The organism is [Bacillus] caldolyticus (genome assembly GCF_003595605.1).
GTDB classification, from domain to species: domain Bacteria; phylum Bacillota; class Bacilli; order Bacillales; family Anoxybacillaceae; genus Geobacillus; species Geobacillus thermoleovorans.
Window position 1 is genome coordinate 2,505,055 of record NZ_CP025074.1, and the last position, 22,116, is coordinate 2,527,170.

A 22,116-nucleotide genomic window follows, 5' to 3' on the forward strand; every position below is an offset into this window, starting at 1 on the left:
GCGGATGGATGGAGCACGGTCAACGAATGACGGATGGACGGAAACGATGGCTCTTGCTTGTTGGCGCAGCCGTCTGGCTCGGTCTCCCTTGGCTCGTCTTCGGCAATAACTACGTGCTAAGCACTCTGATTCTCATCGGGCTGTACGCGCTCGTAAGCACAGGGATGACGCTGTTGATGGGGTATGCGGGCCAAATTTCGCTCGGCCAGGCGGCGTTTTACGGCATCGGGGCTTATGCGTCCGCCTATTTGACCGCGCATGCGGGATGGCCGTCCTGGCTGGCGCTGGCTGCCGGCGCGGTTTTGGCTGCTTTGGTGGCGCTTGTGGTCGGCATTCCAGTTTTTCGGCTGCGTGAGCATTATTTGGCGTTGGCGACGTTAGGCTTTGGCGTCATTATGTTTACATTTTTCAAGGAATGGAAAGAGATCACGGGAGGGCTGAATGGTTTTTTTGGCATTCCGCCGATCCGTATAGCCGGGGTTCCGTTGCAAAGCGATCTCCAGTTTTACTACCTCGTTTCGTTGTTTGTTCTGGCCGGGTTATGGTTTGCCCATAATATTGTCCGCTCCCGGGTCGGAAGGGCGCTGCGGGCGATTCATGGAAGCGAGGTGGCAGCAAGCTCCCTTGGGGTGAACATTATGAAATACAAGCTGCAAATCTTTATGCTCAGCGCGGTCTACGCTTCGATTGCCGGGAGCTTATACGCCCATTACGTCACGTTTATCAATCCGGATTTATTCGGCATCGTCCCTTCGATTTACTTTTTAATCATGGTGGTCATTGGCGGGACAGCCAGCGTATGGGGAGGACTCATCGGCGCTGCCGTCTATGTCTGCTTAGGAGAATGGCTCAAAGCCGTTGTCCCGCTGTTGCTTCCGAATGCCGGCGGAGAGTTTGAAATTGTCTTTTTTGGCTTGTTGTTGGTGGTCATGTTGATTTATATGCCGAACGGGTTGACGGGTGTGATGCAAAAGAGGATGCGGCGCTTTTTGGAAATGGGCGGACGTCAAGAGAAGCAGATAGCCGCAGTTGAGGGGCATAAGGCGCGTTCGATCGGAGGGGAGCGGGGATGAGCGCAGTGTTGCTCGAAGTGGAGCAATTGTCCAAGTCATTTGGCGGCGTTCAGGCGGTGCAGAACGTGTCCTTTCACGTGAAAAAAGAAGAAATCGTCGCGGTGATCGGGCCGAACGGGGCAGGCAAAACGACCTTGTTCAATATGATCAGCGGCATTATTCCGCCGACGAGTGGTCTCGTTCGTTTTCAAGGAGCCATGGTCAGCGGCAAACAACCGCACGAGTTGGCGATGCTGGGAATGACAAGGACGTTTCAAAACTTGCAGCTGTTTTCTGATATGACGGTGTTGGAAAATGTGATGGTCGGATTTCATTCACGGTTGAAGAGCGGAATCCTCAGCGCCGGCTTTCGGCTGCCGCGTACGGTGAAAGAAGAAAGGCAAGCGCAGAAACAGGCGTTTTCCTGCCTCGAGCAGGTCGGTTTGGCCCATCTCGCCTGCAAGCGGGCAGGCACGCTGCCATATGGGATGCAGCGGCTCGTGGAAATCGCTCGGGCGGCTGTGTCTCGTCCTTCGCTCATTTTGCTTGACGAGCCGATGGCCGGGCTGAACCCGCAAGAATCAAAGCAGCTCGTTGATGTGTTGCTGGCGATGAGGGAACAAGGCTTTACCTTTTTGTTCGTGGAACATGATATGGAAACGGTGATGGCGATCGCCGACCGGATCGTCGTCCTCGATTATGGGAAAAAAATCGCCGAAGGGGCGCCGGAAGAGATTGCGCGGCATCCTGATGTCATCAAGGCGTATTTGGGAGAGGAGGCGGTCTGATGCTCGTGCTTCGCAACGTTCATGTCTACCACGGCCATTTGCACGTGTTAAAAGGGGTCAGTTTGCAAGTGGACGAAGGAAAAATCGTCACTGTTGTCGGCGCCAACGGGGCGGGCAAAAGCACGCTGCTCGGCACGATTGCCGGCGTCTACGCTCCAACCGAAGGGGAGATTCTTTTTGAACATAAACCGCTTCCATACGGAAAGGTGGAGCAAATTGTTGAAAAAGGCATTTGCCTTGTGCCGGAGAGGCGGCAAATTTTTGACAGCCTGTCCGTGAGGGATAACTTGCTGCTGGGGGCGTACCGCCGCCACCGCCGCGACGGACAGGAAGTGAAGCGCGACTATGAGCGGGTGCTTGAACTGTTCCCGAAACTGCAAACGATGCTCGACCGTCCGGGAGGACTATTAAGCGGCGGCGAACAGCAAATGCTGGCGATCGCCCGCGGGCTGATGGCGAGACCGAAGCTGCTCTTGCTTGACGAACCATCGTTAGGGCTGGCGCCGCTTGTGGTCAAGGAAGTGATGGGGATGCTGACACAGCTCTGCGATCAATTTCAGACGGCCATGATTCTTGTCGAGCAAAACGTGCGTGCCGCCCTGCAGACAGCGGATGAGGCGTATGTGTTGGAACGGGGAAGCATCGTGGTGCACGGGAAGGCCGCCGAGCTGCTTGCCGATGAGCGGGTGGCAGAGGCGTACCTTGGAGCGGCGGGCCGCCGATGACAGCCGTATATCGTCGTTGTTTCTTTCCTCTATTTCTGCTATGATGGGGGTAGATTTGACCCTCATTTCGGCATGAATGGGTCTCAGCCATAGAGGCAAGATGTCGGACGAAGCGCCCGTCGTGTGGAAACATCAAGAAGGGAAGCCGTCCAACCGCCAGCTGAAGGCGTAGGGCTGCTGGATGACGAAAAGGGAAGGATGGGAGAACCGTATGGATGATCGTACATTTCGCAGAGCCATGGGAAAATTTGCGACCGGCGTGACGGTCGTGACGACCGAATTTCAAGGGGAAGCGAAAGGAATGACGGCGAACGCGTTTATGTCCGTTTCGCTCGACCCGAAACTTGTCGTCGTCTCCATTGGTCACAAAGCGCGAATGCATGACATTGTCAAGCAAACGGGGAAATTTGCCGTCAACATTTTGCGGCGCGATCAAGAGGAGTTGTCGCGCTTGTTTGCCGGCCAGTTGAAAGAAGAACGCCATGTTTCGTTTGATTGGGTGAACGGCCATCCGATTTTGCCGGAGGCGTTGGCGAATATTTTATGCAACGTCCACAGCACGTACGTGGCCGGCGATCATACGCTTTACTTTGGGGAAGTGACCGATATTTTGATGAAAGACGAACCGGGCGACCCGCTCTTGTTTTTTGAAGGGAAGTACCGGAGCATTGGACAATAAGCGCCCTTGGATGGATCGGGGCCGCTATGTCGATGCGGGGACGACGCAACAGGCGGTTCAGCCCGTCATCTTGCGTCCCGGCCGTTTCCATGGCGCTATTAGAAAAGGTGTCCCGCTGTTTGGGACACCTTCGTTGTTATTTTTTCAATACATCGTGATCAACGTACCGTTCGCCGTTCAGTTCGCTGATGACGTTGATGGCGACTTTCGCCCCGTCGCCCGCTGTGATGATCGTATGAACGCTGACGCCGGCCACCGTCCCCGCCGCCCAAATGCCGTCGATGTTCGTTTTGCCATTGGCGTCGACGTCAATCACCGTTTTAATGCGCGGCTCCGTGCCCGGTTTGGTGCGCAGGCCGATTTTTTCCGCCAGATCCGTGGCGACGCCGGTGGCGAAAATGACGTGTTTCGCCTCAAAGGAGCCGTTTTCCGTTTCGAGGCGGAAGCCGCCGTCCGTTTTTTGCACGTCTGTCACTTGCGTTTCCACCAATTCCGCGCCGAATTTCGCGGCTTGCCGTTTTCCTGTTTCGACCAATTCCGGGCCGCTGATTTCCGGAACACCGTAATGGTTTTCCACCCAAGCGCGCTTGGTCATGCCTTTGTCGCTGTCAAACAACACTGTTTTCTTTCCCGCTTTGGCGGCGAAGATCGCAGCGCTCGCTCCCGCCGGTCCAGCGCCGATGATGGCGATGTCGTACATCGTGACCGCCTCCTTGTTTTGAATATTGGCACTATCATTCATTACTTTATCACAAATGGAAAAAGGGTCCAAATGATCTGCTTTTTATTTATAATTGCTATCATTTTATATTTACTTTAAATAATTATGGGCGTATAATAGATACCAAACACGCAGCAAAGGGGAGGAAACGCGTGAATAAACCGGCCGTTTGTGAACAGTGCGGCCAGCCGTTGCGGCGGCTGAAACACTCACTGCTTTGCCAATGCGGGACGAAAATTGTGGTTCAAAAATCATATCGCTAAAAACGATTTCCTGTTTCTGTCGTATTCAACCGGCGAATGGCGCCGGTTTTTTTCTGTCCTCATTTGGGGTGGCGGCGAATATATAAAAGTAAAACCGCATTTTTCACAAGGGTTGGTGCCGCTGATGCACGACAAACGAGATTTGGGCGCCCGCTTGGCCGCTTTTTACCGAGGGATGGCGGAGTGGGTGGGACAAAAGCAGAAGTATTTTCCTCTTCCATCCCATGAAGAGAGCCGGGATCAGTTGCTTGCTTACTTATATATGAGGGAGCATATGCCGTCGGATTTGCATGAAGCGATGGAAGACGCCGGATGGCGGCTCGAGGGGCAAGAGGCTCATCTCATCGACGCGATCGAACAAGTTTTGGCATATTTGCGCACGCGGGTTGATGGCGGATGGGAGCTTCGAAAGATGACAAGAAAGGAAGCGAAACAGTTGCTTCATAAACGGGCGGAGGCAGTGTTCGGAAGCCCAAGTTCTGTTCGGCCGACACGCATTATGGTGACGATGGACGAGGCATGGGTGGATGAGCCGGGGCTGATCGAGCGGCTGCTTCTTTATGGCATGGACATTGCCCGCATCAACTGCGCCTACGGTTCTCCAGAAACGTGGGAGGCGCTCGTGGCCATCATTCGTCAAGCCGAGAAGCAGTTGGAGCAACAGCTGCAGGGGAGGCGATGCCGCATTTACATGGATCTGCCGGGGCCAAAAATCCGGGTCGACCGCTTGGCGGTCAACGCGGGGCCGATGAAGCTCTCTGTGAAGAAAAATCTATATGGAGAGCCAATGGAGCCGCTCTTCGGCCTCATTTCCTTCTCTTCTTCCCCGCCGCCGTCTCCGCTCCCCCGCGATGTTTCATTCTTGTGGCAGTTGACGGCTGAGGACGGAGCGACCGTCGAAGAAGGGGATGAACTGCTGTTTACCGATGTGCGCGGAAAAAAACGAAAACTTCGGGTCACGGAACAAATCGCGCCGTCTTGTTTTAAAGTTCTTCTTTCGCGGACGGCCTATGTGCAAAAAGGGATGAAACTGCGGCGCGGGTCGGCTTCCTTCACTCTATGTTCTGTTTTGTTCATTCCAATGAAAGCGTTTGTCACGGTCGGTACACCGCTGTATATTTATTTCGATGACGCTGCGTTTGCACAGGCGCAGAATGGATGCGGTGTGAAAATGACGACGACGTTGGCGAAAGCGTGGCGCAATGTGCGGGCGGGAGACCGCCTTTATTTGAACGACGGCCAAATTGCAGCGCGGGTCGTGAAAGTGCACGAGCGGCATGTAGAGGCCAAAGTCGTTGCCGATGGCGGAAAGCGAAAAGCGATTAAGCAAGGAACGGGCATCCATCTTCCCGATTCGTTTCTCCATTTGACGGTTCCGCCGCTCACCGACCGCGACCTTGAATGGATTCCGTTCATCGCGAGATGGGCGGATATCGTCGGGCTGTCGTTTGTTCAGGCCCCTCATGACCTGCGAAAGCTTTATCATTTGCTTGCCGAACAAGGGGCTGGTTCTCTCCCGGTGATCGCGAAAATCGAAACGCGGGCGGCGCTTCATAACTTCGTTCGCATCTTGCTTGAGGGATTGAAGTTTCCGGCGTTTGGTGTGATGATTGCGCGCGGCGATTTGGCCCTGGAGATTGGATTTGAACATCTTGCGGCCGCACAGAACGACGTTTTGGCGCTATGCCGGGCGGCTCACATCCCGGTCATTTGGGCGACGCAAGTGCTTGAACAAATGGCGAAAAAGGGAATTCCGTCGCGCGCGGAAATCTCGGATGTTTTTGTTGGAAAACAGGCGCAATGCATCATGTTGAACAAAGGAAGGCATATTGCGGAGGCGGTGCGCTTATTGTCGTCGTTGTTGGAAAAGGAGGAGAGGCAGAGTGGATCGCTGGCGATGCCGAAAACGGACGGCGAACGGATGAACCTGCTTAACTTGTGGGAGGATGAAGGGTGAGCGTTGGCCACTGCTTCCGCCGTCTGTTTGAGAAATGAGCCGCGCCAAAAAAGGAGTCCTGCTGTGTTAGGGGGCTCCATATTTTTTGTCTAAATGTAAACCTATATAAAAATAAAGTTGACAAATAAAAAACACATCAGGCACAATAGAAACAAATATTTGGAGAGGAGGGAAGATGTGCGAATCCATTCCTTTGTTTGGGCGGCATTTTTTGCCGCGTTGACGGCTGTTGGTGGGTGGATCAAAATTCCGGTGCCGTATGTGCCGTTTACGCTGCAAATCGCGGCGGTGTACTTGGCCGGCTGTCTGCTTGGCCCAAAAATCGGAGCGCTTAGCCAACTTCTATATGTCTTGATTGGGCTGGCGGGCGCGCCCGTGTTTGCGGAAGGAGGCGGGCTCGGTTATATTTGGAAGCCGACGTTTGGCTATTTGCTCGGTTTCATCGCCGGGGCGTATACGTGCGGCTTGCTTGTCCGCCGCTTTCAATGGACAAGAGCGAGAGACATATTGATGGCGAATGCAGCGGCATTGTTGGTCGTGTATGTGTTTGGCTGCGCGTGGCTGTACATAGCGATGAAATGGATCGCGGGGGCTCCGCTTTCCATCGGCCAAACGCTATGGTTCGGCTTTCTTCTCCCGGTGCCGGGAGATCTCGTGCTTTGCGCCGTTTGTTCGGTCATCGCGGCGCGCGTATGGCCGCGCGTCCGACCGATCATGATGACTCGAGGGATGGGGGGATAAGAGAATGGGGCAAGCCATTTTCATGACGGGAACAGGAACAGAAATCGGCAAAACGGTCGTCACTTCCATCGTGGCGTTGGCGCTGGAGCGGCTTGGGATGAGCGTAAGCGTGTTGAAACCGGTTCAGACTGGACTGGCCGAAGACGGGGTGTCGTTTGCCGAACAATATTGGTACGAACGAGTGGCGAAGCTTTCCGCATCAGAAGGCATGTACTATATGGAACCGGCGATGTCGCCGCATTTAGCGGCGAAGTTGACCGGCACGTCCATCGAACCAGAGAGGGTGGCCGAACGGTTGGAATGGTTGAAGCAGCGCTATGATGTGGTGCTCGTCGAAGGAGCGGGAGGGTTGGCCGTTCCGTGGTGTGAGCGCGACGGACGATTCTATATGACGAGTGATTTCCTTCGTGATTATCAGCTGCCGGCGATTCTCGTGTCGCTCTCAAGCCTTGGTGCGATTCATCACGCGGTGACGACGGCGGCGTATGCCGACGCGCAAGGCATTCGTCTGCTTGGCCTGATGTTTAATCAGTTTCAGGAACAAGAGATCATCCACCAAAACAATGTCGAAACGATCGCCGCCTTGCTTCGGCTGCCGGTGCTGGCGGTCGTGCCGCTCCTTCCTGCAGTCTCAAGGAGGGAACTGGAAACCCTAGCTCAGCATTGGATCGAACAAGGAAAGGCGAAACAACTGCTGGAGGTGCTTGGCGTTGGCGTATAGCTACGAGCAATTGGAACAGTGGGACAAGCAGTACGTCTGGCATCCATTTACGCAAATGAAGCAGTATGCCAAAGAACGCCCCTTGATCATTGAACGCGGGCAAGGAAGCTATTTGTACGATGTCGACGGCAACCGGTACTTGGACGGCTATGCGTCGCTATGGGTCAATGTCCACGGCCATAACGATCCGGAGCTGAATGCGGCGCTTCGCGAGCAATTGGAGAAAATTGCCCATTCGACATTGCTTGGTTCGGCGAATGTGCCGTCGATTTTGTTGGCCAAACGGCTGCTTGAATATTGGCCGCACATGTCAAAAGTGTTTTATTCCGATACCGGGGCGGCGGCGGTGGAAATCGCGCTCAAGATCGCCTATCAGTATTGGAAAAACATCGACCCGGTCCAATATGCGAAGAAGAACAAGTTTGTCTCGTTGAAGGAAGCGTACCACGGCGATACGGTCGGGGCGGTGAGCGTTGGAGGCATGGAAACGTTCCACCGCATTTTTGCGCCGCTTTTGTTTGAGCGGATCGAAGTGCCGTCGCCGTACGTGTACCGTATGGACGAATACGGAAGCGAGCAGGAGATCGTCGGCTATTGTTTGCGTGAGCTGGAACGGGTGCTTGAGGAGCAGCACGATCAAATCGCCGCGGTTGTCATCGAGCCGCTTGTGCAAGGAGCGGCGGGGATCATCGTCCATCCGCGCGGGTTTTTAAAAGGAGTGGAAAGGCTTTGCCGCCGGTATGGGGTGCTCTTCATTTGTGACGAGGTCGCCGTCGGCTTTGGACGCACCGGCACGATGTTCGCTTGTGAGCAGGAAGAGGTGAAGCCTGATCTTGTCTGCCTTGGGAAAGGGATTACTGGAGGATATTTGCCGCTCGCGGCCACACTGGTCACGGAAGAGATTTATGCGGCATTTCTCGGCGATGTGGACGAAGACAAAACGTTTTACCACGGCCATACGTATACGGGGAATCAGCTCACTTGTTCCGTTGCGCTGAAAAACATTGAGCTCATCGAAAAACGCAGCTTGATTGACAGCGTAAAGCGGAAGGCGCGCCGGCTGGCCGAATGGCTTGAGCGGTTGTATGAAATTCCAATTGTTGGCGACATCCGGCAAAAAGGCTTGATGTGCGGCATTGAAATCGTGAAAGACCGAAGAACGAAAGAAGTGTTTCCGCGCGCGGCCATGGTGGAGCACCGGATCATCCTTGAGGCGCGCCGGAGGGGGCTTGTCATCCGTCCGCTCGGCCCGGTGTTGACGTTCATACCAGTTCTTTCGATGAGCGAAGACGAAATGGCTGAGGCGGTGCGCATTTTGTTCGATTCGCTTGCCTGTTTGTACGAACAGGCGCGCGCAGAGCTTCTATAAGCGGGGGCGGCGGACAGCCGCCTGCTTTTGTTTTTCGAATATACTGGGAATAAAAGAAAATAATTTCCTTTAATGAGAATATCTTGTAGAAAGAGGCCTTCCTTTGCATTCACGGATCGATGATTTGGGAGAAATCGCCGTTTTTCACCAGCCTTCTAGGTACTGGCCTAAGCAGCGGGCGTTTTTCCTGCATACAGTGGGACTAAAGCAAGCGGAAGGGGGGAAGCAAGATGAGCCATCTCCAAGTGGCGGATGAGCGCATTTGGCGGCCATGGGGCTGGTGGTTTTGGCGGCCGCGCCCGTTTTTCTTCGGCGCTCCGTTTTTTGGCGCTCCATTTTTCGGCGGCTTTTTAGGCGGTTTGCTCGGGAGCGCATTGGTTCCGCCGTTTTTCTATCCGTGGTGGTATGGCCCCATTTGGTGGTGAGAAACCGGCAAGGGTTGGGCGGACGGCCCACCCTCTTTTCTTGTTGTTGCATATGAATAAAGTGTAGCATTCTAGCTTTGGGGAAAGGAGAAGGAACGATGCTATTTCCAGGATTGTTGTTTGGAGCCCCATTTGTCGGCGGCTTCTTGGGTGGACTGCTCGGCGGCGCGTTAGCTCCGCGTCCGTTTTACCCGTACCCGCCGTATCCGCCGTATCCAGGCTGGTGGTATTGATCGTCTATTCATGAAAGAATAAGCATCCCTGTGGAACAAGAAGGGGTGCTTATTCAATGATCCCGGTGTCGCGGATGCGGACGTCCGCTGTTTGCAGCATGCTCCATACCGATTCGGATGGCGCTGCCATCCCTTTCTCCCCTTTCTGCGCCCTGTCTTCTTAACGGATGGAGAAAGAGGATGTCCTTCTGCCGTTCGGACATCCCCTCGTTTTGTTATTGCATGGCATTTCGTTGATAAGGGAGCTGATTCGTATACCCTTGGAACTGCTGGTACGTTTGCTGAAGCTTTTGCGGATCGGCGGCTTCAAGCTTGTACCATCCTTTTTTGAACATCAAATTGTACAAGTCGCGCTGACAGTTTTGCGTTTCGGTGAAAATATTCATCATATCTTGATATAACGGTTGGTTGCTCGCTTCATGCAAAAAGACGCTGTACGACAAGGTCATGTATTTTTCCGTCGTCAACATGTCGTTTAGAAAATCGCGCTCGTTCATTTGCGGCGTTTTCGGCACTTGCATCTCCGGATTTTGCACTTGTTTTGTGTTCATGCGGCGTTCCTCCTTTCACATCACCGGCGGCTGCGGCGGGTTTTGCAAATGGCGCAAAATCATGTCGTAATGGCGCTGATGCATCTGTCCAGCGCGCTCGATCGCCTGCACCACTTCAGGGTCTCGGCATTGTGAGGCGAAAAAGTGCGCTTTTTTCGCCGCGAGCAAGTTCCACGACATCATGTCGGAAAAATACATGGCGTCTTTTGTGGACACCATTTGCGGCGGCTCGGGCATCGCCGCCTGCGGGTTCATTTGTGGTTGCTGTTGCATCGTTGTTCGCTCCTTTCGTCGGTTGTTCGCTTGTAGATTGTGCAGAGAGTGGAAAATTATGCGCATATAAAAAATAAACCGTGGGGAAAAAACATATTCAATTGAATTGAAACATGGTACAATAAGAATGGTGAATGCGTTTCCATACAAGGAGGCTTGCAACAGTGGAGCAGTTGATGCGCGATTTTTTCCTGTTCTTATCGAAAAATAAAACATTGACGAAATGGGCGAAACGATACGGCCTCCGCTTCGGCGCTTCGCGGTTTGTCGCCGGCGAAACGATCGAGGAAGCGGTGCGCGTCATCCGCCAGCTGAACGAAAAAGGATTGGCGGTCACGGTCGACTATTTGGGTGAGTTTGTCGACAATGAGCAGGAAGCGAATGAGATGGCGCGCCATTGCTTGGAGGCGATTGAGGCGATCAGCCGGGAGAAATTGAACTCACAGCTGTCGCTGAAAATGACATCGATGGGGCTTGATATTTCCGATGAGCTTGTCATGCGCAACATGCGCCGCATTTTGGATGCGGCAAAACAGCGCGGTGTGTTTGTGACGATCGATATGGAAGACTATTCGCGCTGCCAAAAGACGCTGGACATTTTTAAAACGTTGAAAAAAGAATACGACAACGTCGGCACGGTGCTGCAGGCGTATTTGTACCGGACGGAACAAGACATTGAAGACTTAAAGCCGTACCGCCCGAACTTGCGTCTCGTCAAAGGAGCGTACAAAGAACCGCCCGAAGTGGCGTTTCCGGATAAAAAAGATGTCGATGAGAACTTTAAGAAGATCATCAAAATGCATTTGCTAAACGGCAACTATACGGCGGTGGCGACGCATGACGACGCCATCATCGAATATACGAAGCAGCTCGTCAAAGAATACAACATTCCCAACAGCCAGTTTGAATTCCAAATGCTGTACGGCATCCGCCCGGAGCGCCAAGTGCAGCTGGCGCGCGAAGGATATACGATGCGCGTGTACGTTCCGTACGGCACGGACTGGTATGGCTATTTTATGCGCCGGCTCGCCGAACGGCCGGCCAACGTGGCGTTTGTTTTAAAAGGCATCCTCCGCAAGTAGGGGCGCAAAACAGAGGAAAACGCCGGCGGCCGCCGAGCGTTCGGGCGCAGAAGGGGACAGGCATCCAGCGGCAACGGCCATCAAGCCTTTTTGGATTTCAGACAAACGCTGTTGCATGTCACGGGGCGTCGGGCGGTCATTTGAGGTAAACGCCGTTCAGATCGTGCGGCCTCTCTTTATTTGCAGCTATGACAGGCGGGAGCTGACGCCATGGGCGTCAGTCCCCTTGCATGTTGTGTTTTTTGTACTGCTGGTTTTGGCTTGTCCGCTTGCCGCCGCCGTCGGCTTCGACCGTCGGGCCGGCGTTTCCTTTGACGCTTGCGGCGCTGACGCCGCGTTCAGATGGATTTTTTTTCAACCGGGCCATCGGTGGTTCACCTCCTGATCGTTAGTATGAGCAACATTTCGGAGTGCGATGTCGGGAAAAATATGCGCAAATATATTGCGAAAATTATCAACATACTATATATTTAGTTATAGAGAGCGGTTTCAACGATATTTTTTTCATCAAAAAATGAATGACCATTCATTCAATGGTGTGAGGGGGAACCGAAATGGTAAAACGCATTCGGCGCGCCGCGGTGCTCGGGTCCGGCGTCATGGGTTCGGGCATTGCCGCCCATTTGGCGAACGTCGGCATTCCGACGCTGCTGTTGGATATCGTGCCGCGGGAATTGACGAAAGAGGAAGAAGCAAAAGGTTGGACGCTCGAGCATAAACAAGTGCGCAACCGCCTCGCCAATCAGGCGCTCGAGCGGCTGCTCAAGCAAAAACCGGCGCCGCTCATGTCCAAAGACAACATCGCTTTGATTGAAACGGGCAACTTCGAGGATGACTTCCACCGGCTCGCGGAAGTCGATTGGATCATTGAAGCGGTCGTTGAAAAGCTGGAAGTGAAAAAAGAAGTCTTCGCTCGCGTCGACGAGGTGCGGACGCCGGGGACGATCGTCAGCTCGAACACATCCGGCATCTCGATCGCCGCAATGGCGGAGGGGCGTTCCGACGATTTCAAAAAACACTTTTTAGGCACGCATTTCTTCAACCCGCCGCGCTATTTGAAGCTGCTTGAGATCATCCCGACGGAGCATACGGATCCGGATGTGGTCGCCTATATGAAATCGTTCGGCGAAGACGTGCTCGGCAAAGGCGTCGTCATGGCGAAAGATACGCCGAACTTCATCGCCAACCGGATCGGCACGTATGGCTTGCTCGTCACCGTCCGCGAGATGATGCAAGGCGGCTACAGCGTCGGCGAGGTCGATTCGGTGACGGGGCCGCTCATCGGCCGGCCGAAAAGCGCGACGTTCCGCACGCTTGACGTCGTCGGGCTCGATACGTTCGTGCATGTCGCCAACAACGTGTATGAAAACGTCGAAGGGGAAGAAAAAGAGGCGTTCCGCGTGCCGGAGTTTATGAAAACGATGCTTGAAAACGGCTGGCTCGGCAGCAAATCCGGACAAGGCTTTTTTGTCAAGCAAGGAAAAGACATTCTCGAGCTGAACTACGTCACGATGCAATACGAGCCGCGCAAAAAGCTTGTCACCCCGGCGGTGGAGATGGCGAAGCAGGCGAAAGGAGCGGCTGCCAAGCTGCAAACGCTCGTGTATGCCGATGGCGACCGCGCGGGAACGCTCCTTTGGAACATCATCGCACCGACATTGCTGTACACTGCCCGCCTTGTCGGGGAGATCGCCGACGACATCGCAGCGATCGATCAGGCGATGAAGTGGGGGTTCGGCTGGGAGCAAGGTCCGTTTGAACTGTGGGACGCGATCGGCCTCGAGAAGTCGGTGCGTAAAATGCAGTCAGAAGGGCGCGACATCCCGTCGTGGATCACGGACATGCTCGCCGACGGAGCCACATCGTTCTATAAAACGGAAAACGGCCGGCTGTTCTATTATGCGCCGGGCGGGTATAAAACAGTAGAAGAAAACGAAAAAGTCATCCACATCCGCCGGCTGAAAGAGGCGCGCGGCGTCATCAAGAAAAATGCCGGCGCCAGCCTCATTGACCTCGGCGACGACGTGGCGCTTCTGGAGTTCCATTCGCCGAACAACGCGATTGGCGCCGATATTGTCCAAATGATCAACGAGGCGCTTGAGGAAGTCAACCGCAACTACAAAGGGCTCGTCATCGGCAACCAAGGGAAAAACTTCTGCGTCGGCGCGAACTTGGCGATGATGCTCATGGAGGCGCAAGACGAAAACTTTTTTGAATTGGAACTTGCCGTTCGCCAGTTCCAGCAAGCGCTTCTCAAAATGAAATACAACCCGAAGCCGGTCGTCGTCGCGCCGTTTGCCATGACGTTAGGCGGCGGGGCGGAAGTGAGCTTGGCGGCTTCACGCATCCAAGCGGCGGCCGAGACGTACATCGGGCTCGTCGAAGTCGGCGTCGGCTTGATTCCGGGCGGCGGCGGCAACAAGGAGCTGTACATCAAACGGTTGAACAGCCTACCGCGCGGCGTGGACGTCGACTACGTCAAAATCGCGGCCAGCGTATTTGAAACGATCGCCATGGCGAAAGTGTCGACGTCAGCGGCGGAAGCGCGCGAGCTTGGCTTCTTGAATCACCGCGACGGCATCACGATGAACGGCGACCATCTGCTGTATGAAGCGAAACAGGCGGTGCTCTCGATGTATGAGGAAGGGTACCGGCCTCCTGTAAGGAAGAAAGTGCCGGTGGCCGGCGAAAGCGGCTATGCCGCCATGCTGCTTGGGGCGCAGTCGATGTTCCATTCCGGCTACATCAGCGAGCACGATTTGAAAATCGCGAAAAAATTGGCGTATGTTCTAGCCGGCGGCAAAGTGCCGTACGGAACGGAAGTCGACGAGCAATATTTGCTCGATCTCGAGCGCGAGGCGTTTTTGAGCCTCATCGGCGAGCCGAAGACGCAAGCGCGCATGCAGCATATGCTTGTGAAAGGAAAACCGCTCCGCAACTAAAGCGGAGGAGATCAAGGGGGGATTGGCGTGAGAGAAGCGGTCATTGTCGCAGGTGCGCGCACACCGGTCGGCAAAGCGAAAAAAGGAACGCTCGCCCACGTGCGGCCGGATGATTTAGGGGCGCTCGTCGTCAAAGAAACGATCAAGCGCGCGGGGAACTATGAAGGAAACATTGACGACTTGATTATCGGGTGCGCCATGCCGGAGGCGGAGCAAGGATTGAACATCGCCCGCAACATCGGCGCGCTCGCCGGGCTGCCATATACCGTGCCGGCGATCACGATCAACCGGTATTGCTCGTCCGGTTTGCAGGCGATCGCCTATGCGGCGGAACGGGTGATGCTCGGCCATTCCGACACGGTCATCGCCGGCGGGGTCGAATCGATGAGCATGGTGCCGATGATGGGGCATGTCGTCCGCCCGAACGCCCGCTTGGCGGAAGAAGCGCCGGAATACTACATGTCGATGGGGCACACTGCCGAGCAAGTGGCGAAAAAATACGGCGTCAGCCGCGAGGACCAAGACGCATTCGCGGTGCGCAGCCACCAGCGCGCCGCCAAGGCGATTGCCGAAGGAAAATTCAATGAAGAAATCGTGCCGGTCGAGGTGACGGTGCGCAAAGTAGAAGGCAACAAACTCGTTGAGGAGAAAGTCGTCTTTACACAAGATGAAGGCGTGCGCCCGGACACGAATATGGAAACGCTCGCGAAACTCCGACCGGCGTTTGCGGTAAACGGCACCGTCACCGCCGGCAACGCGTCGCAAATGAGCGACGGGGCGGCGGCGGTCATGGTGATGGACCGCGAAAAAGCGGAGTCGCTCGGCTTGAAGCCGCTCGGCAAGTTTCGTTCGTTCGCGGTTGCCGGCGTGCCGCCGGAAGTGATGGGGATCGGCCCGGTCGCTGCGGTGCCGAAAGCGTTGAAGCTGGCCGGCCTTGCGCTGTCCGACATCGGTTTGATCGAGCTGAACGAAGCGTTCGCCTCGCAATCGATCCAAGTCATCCGCGAACTTGGGTTGGATGAAGACATTGTCAACGTCAACGGCGGGGCGATTGCTCTAGGCCACCCGCTCGGCTGCACGGGCGCGAAGCTGACCTTGTCTTTGCTTTACGAAATGCGGCGCCGCAACGTGCAGTTCGGCATCGTCACGATGTGCATCGGCGGCGGCATGGGAGCGGCCGGCGTGTTTGAGCTGCTGTAGCGGCAGCTGACAGCGAGCGGGCTTCATCAGCTCGCGCGAGGCATGCATCCGCATTTGCCCGGCTGCATGGAACGTCTATTTCCCGGGCGGCGTTGCCGCCCGGATCATCAATCATCTTTCGGGGGAGGAAATCAACGATGGCCAAAACGATGGAAGAAGCGATCAAAGGCGGCAGCTTTTTGATTGAAGACATTCCGGCGGAGCGCGTGTTTACGCCGGAAGATTTCACCGACGAACATCATATGATTGCCAAAACGACGGAAGAGTATGTCAACAATGAAGTGCTCCCGCAGCTCGAGCATTTGGAAAACCACGAGTTTGACCGTTCCGTGAAATTGCTTCGCAAAGCGGGCGAGCTCGGCTTGTTAAGCGCTGACATTCCGGAAGAATACGGCGGTTTGGGCCTAGATAAAGTCAGTTCGGCCATCATTGCGGAAAAAATGGCGCCGGCCGGCGGTTTTGCCATTTCGCACGGGGCGCACGTCGGAATTGGCTCGCTGCCGATTGTGTTGTTTGGCACGGAAGAACAAAAACAAAAATATTTGCCGTATTTAGCGACCGGCGAAAAAATCGCCGCCTACGCCTTGACGGAGCCTGGCTCGGGTTCGGACGCCCTCGGCGCGAAAACGACGGCGAGATTAAACGCGGAAGGCACGCATTACATTTTAAACGGCGAAAAACAATGGATCACCAACTCCGGTTTTGCTGATGTGTTTGTCGTCTATGCAAAAGTCGACGGCGAACATTTCACCGCGTTCATCGTGGAACGCGACTTCCCGGGCGTTTCAACTGGTCCGGAAGAAAAGAAAATGGGGATTAAAAGCTCGTCGACAAGAACGCTCATTTTGCAAGATGTGCCGGTGCCGAAAGAAAACGTGCTCGGTGAAATCGGAAAAGGCCATGTCATCGCCTTCAACATTTTGAACATCGGCCGCTACAAGCTTGGGTTAGGGGCGGTCGGCGGCGCGAAGCGGGCGCTTGAAATCACGCTCAAATACGCCAATCAGCGCCAGCAATTCAAACGGCCGATTTCGCAGTTTACGTTGACGCAGGAAAAATTCGCGACGATGGCGTCGCGCCTGTATGCCGCCGAAAGCTCGGTTTACCGCACGGTCGGCTTGTTCGATGAACGGATGGGCCTGCTTGATGCGGAAAAGGCGAAAGATGGCAAAGAAGTGGCGAAATCGATCGCCGAATATGCGATCGAATGCTCATTGAACAAGTTTTTTGCCACGGAAGTGCTCGATTACATCGTGGATGAAGGCGTGCAAATCCACGGCGGGTACGGCTTTATGCAGGAATACGAAATTGAGCGCGCCTACCGCGATTCGCGCATCAACCGCATTTTCGAGGGGACGAACGAAATCAACCGCCTTCTCGTGCCGGGCATGTATTTGAAAAAGGCGTTAAAAGGCGAGCTGCCGCTCTTCCAAAAAGCGCAGCAGCTTCAGGAAGAACTGATGATGATGGCCGCCGAAGAGCCGGGGACGGGCGCGCTGGAACAAGAGAAATACTTGGTGCGCAACGCGAAAAAAATCGCCTTGATGGTCGCCGGTTTAGCGGCGCAAAAATACGGCCAGCGCATTGAAGAAGAGCAAGAAGTGCTCGTCAACATCGCCGACATCGTCTCGAACATTTATGCGATGGAATCAGCGCTTTTGCGCACGGAAAAAGCGATTCAGGCGAGCGGTGAGGAGAAAAACAAACAAAAATTGCTGTACACGCAAATTTTCTGCCAAGAGGCGTTCAATGAAATTGAAGCCCATGCGAAAGAAACGCTCGTCGCCGTCGAACAAGGAGACACGCTGCGGATGATGCTCGCCGCTCTCCGACGGCTGACGCGCCATACGCCGATCAACGTGATCGCGAAAAAACGCGAAGCGGCCGCCGCGCTCATTGAAGCCGAACGGTATATTGTGTGATAATGGGAAGTGCCAGGCGTTTGCCTGGTGCTTCTTATTTGTTTGCCACACAGCGGAAATGAAAGGGAGGAGTGAAGATGGCGCTCACGCTCTATTGGTATCCAAAATGCGGAACGTGCCGGAAGGCGAAAAAATGGTTGGATGAACACGGCATTGAGGTGCAAACGGTGCATTTGGTCGACGAGCCGCTGACGAAAGAGCAGCTCGCCCGTTTGCACCGTCAAAGCGGGCTGCCGCTCAAAAAATTTTTCAACACGAGCGGGATGAAATACCGCGAGCTTGGCTTGAAGGACAAGCTCGACCGCGCATCGGAAGACGAGATGCTCGATTGGCTCGCCTCGGACGGGATGTTGGTCAAACGGCCGATTTTGACGGACGGCGAGCGGGTCGTCGTGGGCTTTCGCGAACAAGAATACGAGGCGTTTTTCGCGGCGGGGACATAAAAAATTTTTTGCAAAATCGGGTGAATTCAGTGAGTTTTTGCGGAAAATCGGTTATGATGAAAAGGAATATACATTTTGTCGCAATGGAGGGATACGATGAACACGCCGAAAGAACTTCGCTATACAAAGGAGCATGAGTGGGTGCGCGTGGAAGGAGAGAACGTGCGCATCGGCATTACGGATTACGCCCAATCAGAGCTTGGCGACATCGTCTTTGTCGAGCTGCCGGAAGTCGGCGCAGAGGTTACGGCGAACGAGCCGTTCGGCAGCGTTGAATCGGTGAAAACGGTCTCGGAATTGTATGCGCCGATCAGCGGCACGGTCGTTGAAGTGAATGAGGCGTTAAATGACCATCCGGAGTACGTGAACGAATCGCCGTATGACAAAGCGTGGATGATCGTCGTCAAACCGAATGATTTGAGCGAAATCGACAATTTGTTGACGGCGGAACAATACGAGGCGATGATCAACGAAGGATAAACGTTCCTGCAATCTTCGCTTCGATTCGGGCACTCTATACATACCGGAATTTGATTGAAAAAAGGGGTGCTCGCGATGGCGCTGCAAACGACGCGCATAGATGTCACGGACCGGATCATCGGCAAACTGAACGGCCGCTCGCTGGAGTTGTACGAGGAAGGAGAGCTCATCGGGCGCCTTCCGCTTCCGGCGGCCGTCCCGTTGAAAAAGGGGTATACCGAACAAAACGGAAGAATTTACAAACAGGTGACCGCTACCGTTGAGCCGGACCAAAAATATGTCGATTGCGACGGGGAAGCGGGCTGGTGTTGAAAGGCAACGGTGGATGGCCGTTGCTTTTCATTTTCAACATTTGGCCGGCGCAAGACATACAATAATAGTATCCTCATTTGAAGTTAGGTGGGTCGGACATGCGACGCGTGGAAAAAGTGATCATCGTCGAAGGGCGATCAGACAAGCAAAAAGTGGCGGCGGTGCTGAACGAACCAGTCGTCATCGTCTGCACAAACGGCACGATCAGTGATGCGCGCCTTGAGGAGCTGGCCGATGAGCTGGAAGGATGCGATGTATACGTCTTGGCCGATGCCGATGAGGCGGGAGAAAAATTGCGCCGGCAGTTTCGCCGCATGTTTCCAGAGGCGGAGCATCTTTACATTGACCGGGCGTATCGCGAAGTGGCGGCCGCTCCGCCTTGGCACTTGGCGCAAGTGCTGTTGCGCGCTCGTTTCGACGTCCGCATCGAATCGCTCATGAGGGGAAGAGGCGAGTGAAAGCGATCGACCGAAACGATGTCATGCGAGTGGTGGAAGTCGAGCCGCTTCTGGCCCTTTACTTGTATACCCCGCTGTGCGGCACGTGCCAGCTGGCGCGGCGGATGCTCACGGTGGTGGAGCAGTTGTTTCCGGCGCTGCCGTTTTACGAAACGGACATCAACTATATCCCTGAGCAGGCCGTTGCGTGGAAAATTGAAAGCGTTCCTTGCCTGCTTCTTTTTAGGGACGGAACGGTCGCAGGCAAGTGGTATGCCTTTCATTCCGTTCCGTATTTGTACGAAGTGATTCAAGCCTGCTTGCCGTCCCGATGATTCGCCTTTTTTTGACGCTGTTTGACACATTTCTTGGGAAATGACAAAAACGGCGCTCGTTCGTCAACGGGTTGTCGAGATTTTTGTAAAGGATTTCTCCTCTTCAGGTGGAAGTGAAAAAAATAAAAATGGGGGAGGGGATATCCATGGAAATGCGTGAATTAGTTGGGCAGTTCGTGGAACGGATGCAAGTGTTGCGCCATTTGGTGCCGATTTTGCCGGATGAGCAGCTGTATGTTCGGTTTGAAAGCGATGACGAAACCGCCTTGCTGTTGATCGGCAAGGAATCAGCCGCTAGAGGGATGGAAAACGATGAACGGAAAACATTGACGGTGCGCGGTTCCAAAGAGGCGCTCGCGTCCCTGCTGAACGGCGAACTGAAGCTGCAGCAGCTCGTCCGGTTGCGTGAAGTGCACGTGTCAGGAAGCTTCCGCCAGCTTTTGCTTCTTGAATCGCTCCTCCATTTGGCCAAGCCTTATCGGGACGTCGGATAAAAAAGATGTTGACACGCTTCGACAGACAATGATACAATCACATTCGTAGTCAATTGAATAGGCGATTGTTGCGCTCTTATCAAGAGAGGTGGAGGGATGTGCCCAATGAAGCCCGGCAACCGTCAGCGCATGTGCTGAAATGGTGCCAATTCACACAAAGCGGCCTGCTTTGAGAGATAAGAGACGGAATGGTGCACAATACCTTTCTGTTCTCTGCGGGCAGAAAGGTTTTCTTTTTGCGCTCTGCCGCTTGGGGAGGAAGGTGAAACGATGATTACACTCGAACAAGTGACGAAAATCTATCAAGCGGCCAACGGCTCGGTCACGGCTGTCGACAATGTGTCGCTTGAGATTCGCGAAGGGGAAATTTTCGGCATTATCGGCTACAGCGGCGCGGGGAAAAGCACGCTCATCCGCTTGCTCAATGGGCTCGAGAAGCCGACGAGCGGCCGGGTGGTCGTCGCCGGGCGCGATATGACGCGCGTGAAAGGGCGGGAGCTGCGCAAGGCGCGCCAAGAAATCGGGATGATTTTCCAGCATTTCAACTTGCTTTGGTCTCGCACAGTCAGGGAAAACATTGCCTTTCCGCTTGAAATTGCCGGCGTCCCGAAAGAGGAGCGGAACAAGCGGGTGGATGAATTGATCGAGCTTGTCGGCCTTTCCGGGCGCGAGGATGCCTACCCGTCGCAGCTGAGCGGCGGGCAAAAGCAGCGGGTCGGCATCGCCCGGGCGCTCGCCAACAACCCGAAAGTCTTGCTGTGCGACGAGGCGACATCGGCGTTGGACCCCCAGACGACCGATGCGATTTTGGACTTGCTCGTTGACATCAACAAGCGTCTCGGGCTGACGATTGTGCTGATCACCCATGAAATGCACGTCATCCGCAAAATTTGCGACCGCGTTGCGGTGATGGAAAGCGGCCGAATCGTCGAGCAAGGCGAAGTGCTGCATGTGTTCCGCAACCCGCAGCAACCGATTACGAAACGGTTCGTCAAGCAGCTGATCGAGCCCGAGGAGACGGAAGAGGCGATTTCTCATTTGTTTGGCCAATACCCGAGCGGGCTGATCGCGCAGCTGACGTTCGTCGGCGCGGCAGCCGGAAAGCCGCTCATCACCGAAGTGGTGCGTCAGTTTGCCGTCGATGTCAACATTTTGCAAGGGAAAATTTCGCAAACCCATCAAGGCGCCTATGGGGTGCTGTTCGTGCACCTCGACGGGGCGAGGGATGAAATCGACCGGGCGCTTGACTATATTCAACGCCAGCAGGTGGCGGTGGAGGTGATTCACGATGCTCGCTAACCTCCTGCCGAACGTGCAATGGGAGACGATGTGGGCGGCGACGGTCGAGACGCTGTATATGACGGGAGTGGCGGTGGCGGCCACTTTCGTCCTCGGAATCGTTCTTGGCTTGCTTCTATTTTTGACAGCGAAGGGCAACCTATGGGAAAACCGGTTTGTCAATACAGTGATTGCTGCGTTTGTGAACATTTTCCGCTCTATTCCGTTTATTATTTTGATCATTTTGCTCATTCCGTTTACAACATGGCTCGTCGGGACGATGCTTGGCGCCAATGCGGCGTTGCCGGCTTTGGTCATTGGGGCCGCGCCGTTTTACGCCCGCATGGTCGAAATCGCTCTTCGCGAAATTGATAAAGGCGTCATCGAAGCAGCCCAAGCGATGGGCGCCTCAACGTGGACGATCATTTGGAAAGTGCTGCTGCCGGAGTCTTTGCCGGCGCTTGTCTCCGGCATTACGGTGACGGCGGTGTCGCTCGTCAGCTATACAGCGATGGCTGGAGCCATCGGCGCCGGCGGGCTTGGGAACTTGGCGTATTTGGAAGGGTTCCAGCGCAACCATAACGATGTGACATTTGTCGCAACCGTATTGGTGTTGGTCATTGTATTTATCATTCAGCTGATCGGTGACTTTGTCACTTCGAAAATCGATAAACGATAAAGGGGGAAACAACT

General features: G+C 54.6%; 26 protein-coding genes and 1 riboswitch. Of the genes, 22 read left to right on the plus strand and 4 right to left on the minus strand.

Translation table 11 applies throughout. The features are described 5' to 3' along the window. Nucleotides 1–8: 8 nt before the first annotated feature. From CWI35_RS12925 to CWI35_RS12940, 4 genes are all read left to right on the plus strand, one after another. Nucleotides 9–1,073 carry a branched-chain amino acid ABC transporter permease gene (locus tag CWI35_RS12925; RefSeq protein WP_014196690.1) on the plus strand — a complete coding sequence of 355 codons (1,065 nt, stop codon included), beginning with the start codon at nucleotides 9–11 and terminating at the stop codon, nucleotides 1,071–1,073. Beyond that, the gene (locus CWI35_RS12930; RefSeq protein ID WP_011232493.1) at nucleotides 1,070–1,840 is read left to right on the plus strand and encodes an ABC transporter ATP-binding protein; all 771 of its coding nucleotides are present in this window, start codon (nucleotides 1,070–1,072) and stop codon (nucleotides 1,838–1,840) included. The genes CWI35_RS12925 and CWI35_RS12930 overlap by 4 nt, the downstream gene beginning before the upstream one ends. Further along, on the plus strand, nucleotides 1,840–2,565 hold the full coding sequence (locus tag CWI35_RS12935; protein ID WP_011232492.1) for an ABC transporter ATP-binding protein: 726 nt from the start codon (nucleotides 1,840–1,842) through the stop codon (nucleotides 2,563–2,565). The genes CWI35_RS12930 and CWI35_RS12935 overlap by 1 nt, the downstream gene beginning before the upstream one ends. A 211-nt stretch (nucleotides 2,566–2,776) precedes the next feature. Then, entirely contained in the window at nucleotides 2,777–3,244 is a 468-nt protein-coding gene (locus CWI35_RS12940) for a flavin reductase family protein (protein WP_011232491.1), read from the plus strand. A 136-nt stretch (nucleotides 3,245–3,380) separates the two neighbouring features. On the opposite strand, the gene CWI35_RS12945 is transcribed toward CWI35_RS12940, so the two are convergent. After that, nucleotides 3,381–3,944 carry an FAD-dependent oxidoreductase gene (locus CWI35_RS12945; protein ID WP_011232490.1) on the minus strand — a complete coding sequence of 188 codons (564 nt, stop codon included), beginning with the start codon at nucleotides 3,942–3,944 and terminating at the stop codon, nucleotides 3,381–3,383. A 408-nt stretch (nucleotides 3,945–4,352) separates the two neighbouring features. Here CWI35_RS12945 and CWI35_RS12950 point away from each other — a divergent pair, with 408 nt between their 5' ends. The 6 genes from CWI35_RS12950 to CWI35_RS18705 all read left to right on the plus strand — a co-directional run bounded on the left by CWI35_RS12950 (nucleotide 4,353) and on the right by CWI35_RS18705 (nucleotide 9,674). Further along, nucleotides 4,353–6,185, plus strand: a complete 1,833-nt coding sequence (locus CWI35_RS12950) for a pyruvate kinase (RefSeq protein WP_231293749.1) — start codon at nucleotides 4,353–4,355, stop codon at nucleotides 6,183–6,185. Nucleotides 6,186–6,362: 177 nt separating this feature from the next. After that, nucleotides 6,363–6,926: a biotin transporter BioY gene (locus CWI35_RS12955; protein WP_011232488.1), complete on the plus strand. Its 564-nt coding sequence runs from the start codon at nucleotides 6,363–6,365 to the stop codon at nucleotides 6,924–6,926. A 4-nt stretch (nucleotides 6,927–6,930) separates the two neighbouring features. Then, nucleotides 6,931–7,647, plus strand: a complete 717-nt coding sequence (gene bioD / locus CWI35_RS12960) for a dethiobiotin synthase (RefSeq protein ID WP_011232487.1) — start codon at nucleotides 6,931–6,933, stop codon at nucleotides 7,645–7,647. Next, nucleotides 7,637–9,016, plus strand: a complete 1,380-nt coding sequence (gene bioA / locus CWI35_RS12965; protein WP_011232486.1) for an adenosylmethionine--8-amino-7-oxononanoate transaminase — start codon at nucleotides 7,637–7,639, stop codon at nucleotides 9,014–9,016. Before bioD ends, bioA begins: the two co-directional genes overlap by 11 nt. A gap of 230 nt (nucleotides 9,017–9,246) precedes the next feature. Further along, nucleotides 9,247–9,441 carry a hypothetical protein gene (locus CWI35_RS12970; RefSeq protein WP_011232484.1) on the plus strand — a complete coding sequence of 65 codons (195 nt, stop codon included), beginning with the start codon at nucleotides 9,247–9,249 and terminating at the stop codon, nucleotides 9,439–9,441. A gap of 98 nt (nucleotides 9,442–9,539) precedes the next feature. After that, nucleotides 9,540–9,674, plus strand: a complete 135-nt coding sequence (locus tag CWI35_RS18705; RefSeq protein ID WP_011232483.1) for a hypothetical protein — start codon at nucleotides 9,540–9,542, stop codon at nucleotides 9,672–9,674. 215 nt (nucleotides 9,675–9,889) lie between these two features. Here CWI35_RS18705 and CWI35_RS12975 read toward each other — a convergent pair whose 3' ends face one another. After that, the gene (locus CWI35_RS12975) at nucleotides 9,890–10,225 is read right to left on the minus strand and encodes a spore coat protein (RefSeq protein WP_011232482.1); all 336 of its coding nucleotides are present in this window, start codon (nucleotides 10,223–10,225) and stop codon (nucleotides 9,890–9,892) included. Nucleotides 10,226–10,240: 15 nt separating this feature from the next. Continuing rightward, on the minus strand, nucleotides 10,241–10,498 hold the full coding sequence (locus CWI35_RS12980; RefSeq protein ID WP_011232481.1) for a hypothetical protein: 258 nt from the start codon (nucleotides 10,496–10,498) through the stop codon (nucleotides 10,241–10,243). Between the two features lie 164 nt (nucleotides 10,499–10,662). Here CWI35_RS12980 and CWI35_RS12985 point away from each other — a divergent pair, with 164 nt between their 5' ends. Next, complete coding sequence (locus CWI35_RS12985; RefSeq protein WP_011232480.1) at nucleotides 10,663–11,580, plus strand: proline dehydrogenase family protein; 918 nt, start codon at nucleotides 10,663–10,665, stop codon at nucleotides 11,578–11,580. A 217-nt stretch (nucleotides 11,581–11,797) separates the two neighbouring features. Here the strand turns inward: CWI35_RS12985 and CWI35_RS12990 are convergent, their stop codons facing one another. Continuing rightward, on the minus strand, nucleotides 11,798–11,947 hold the full coding sequence (locus CWI35_RS12990; RefSeq protein WP_011232479.1) for a YuzL family protein: 150 nt from the start codon (nucleotides 11,945–11,947) through the stop codon (nucleotides 11,798–11,800). Between the two features lie 187 nt (nucleotides 11,948–12,134). On the opposite strand from CWI35_RS12990, the gene CWI35_RS12995 reads away from it, so the two are divergent. From CWI35_RS12995 to CWI35_RS13045, 11 genes are all read left to right on the plus strand, one after another. Continuing rightward, complete coding sequence (locus tag CWI35_RS12995; protein WP_011232478.1) at nucleotides 12,135–14,522, plus strand: 3-hydroxyacyl-CoA dehydrogenase/enoyl-CoA hydratase family protein; 2,388 nt, start codon at nucleotides 12,135–12,137, stop codon at nucleotides 14,520–14,522. Between the two features lie 27 nt (nucleotides 14,523–14,549). Then, nucleotides 14,550–15,722 (plus strand): acetyl-CoA C-acetyltransferase, encoded by a 1,173-nt coding sequence (locus CWI35_RS13000; protein WP_119877835.1) that lies wholly within the window; start codon nucleotides 14,550–14,552, stop codon nucleotides 15,720–15,722. Between the two features lie 137 nt (nucleotides 15,723–15,859). Continuing rightward, nucleotides 15,860–17,644 (plus strand): acyl-CoA dehydrogenase family protein, encoded by a 1,785-nt coding sequence (locus tag CWI35_RS13005; RefSeq protein ID WP_011232476.1) that lies wholly within the window; start codon nucleotides 15,860–15,862, stop codon nucleotides 17,642–17,644. Between the two features lie 77 nt (nucleotides 17,645–17,721). Next, the gene (locus tag CWI35_RS13010; protein ID WP_011232475.1) at nucleotides 17,722–18,087 is read left to right on the plus strand and encodes an arsenate reductase family protein; all 366 of its coding nucleotides are present in this window, start codon (nucleotides 17,722–17,724) and stop codon (nucleotides 18,085–18,087) included. A 96-nt stretch (nucleotides 18,088–18,183) separates the two neighbouring features. Next, nucleotides 18,184–18,567, plus strand: a complete 384-nt coding sequence (gene gcvH / locus CWI35_RS13015; RefSeq protein WP_011232474.1) for a glycine cleavage system protein GcvH — start codon at nucleotides 18,184–18,186, stop codon at nucleotides 18,565–18,567. 75 nt (nucleotides 18,568–18,642) lie between these two features. Next, nucleotides 18,643–18,879 carry a YusG family protein gene (locus CWI35_RS13020; RefSeq protein ID WP_011232473.1) on the plus strand — a complete coding sequence of 79 codons (237 nt, stop codon included), beginning with the start codon at nucleotides 18,643–18,645 and terminating at the stop codon, nucleotides 18,877–18,879. Between the two features lie 98 nt (nucleotides 18,880–18,977). Continuing rightward, nucleotides 18,978–19,337: a toprim domain-containing protein gene (locus tag CWI35_RS13025; protein WP_011232472.1), complete on the plus strand. Its 360-nt coding sequence runs from the start codon at nucleotides 18,978–18,980 to the stop codon at nucleotides 19,335–19,337. Next, nucleotides 19,334–19,651: a thioredoxin family protein gene (locus CWI35_RS13030; RefSeq protein ID WP_011232471.1), complete on the plus strand. Its 318-nt coding sequence runs from the start codon at nucleotides 19,334–19,336 to the stop codon at nucleotides 19,649–19,651. Before CWI35_RS13025 ends, CWI35_RS13030 begins: the two co-directional genes overlap by 4 nt. A gap of 146 nt (nucleotides 19,652–19,797) precedes the next feature. Then, nucleotides 19,798–20,145 (plus strand): hypothetical protein, encoded by a 348-nt coding sequence (locus tag CWI35_RS13035; RefSeq protein WP_025039296.1) that lies wholly within the window; start codon nucleotides 19,798–19,800, stop codon nucleotides 20,143–20,145. A 73-nt stretch (nucleotides 20,146–20,218) separates the two neighbouring features. Then, a riboswitch (SAM riboswitch) is annotated at nucleotides 20,219–20,328 on the plus strand. A gap of 87 nt (nucleotides 20,329–20,415) precedes the next feature. Then, entirely contained in the window at nucleotides 20,416–21,444 is a 1,029-nt protein-coding gene (locus tag CWI35_RS13040) for a methionine ABC transporter ATP-binding protein (protein ID WP_011232469.1), read from the plus strand. After that, nucleotides 21,434–22,102 (plus strand): methionine ABC transporter permease, encoded by a 669-nt coding sequence (locus CWI35_RS13045; protein WP_011232468.1) that lies wholly within the window; start codon nucleotides 21,434–21,436, stop codon nucleotides 22,100–22,102. The genes CWI35_RS13040 and CWI35_RS13045 overlap by 11 nt, the downstream gene beginning before the upstream one ends. The last annotated feature ends 14 nt before the right edge of the window (nucleotides 22,103–22,116 follow it).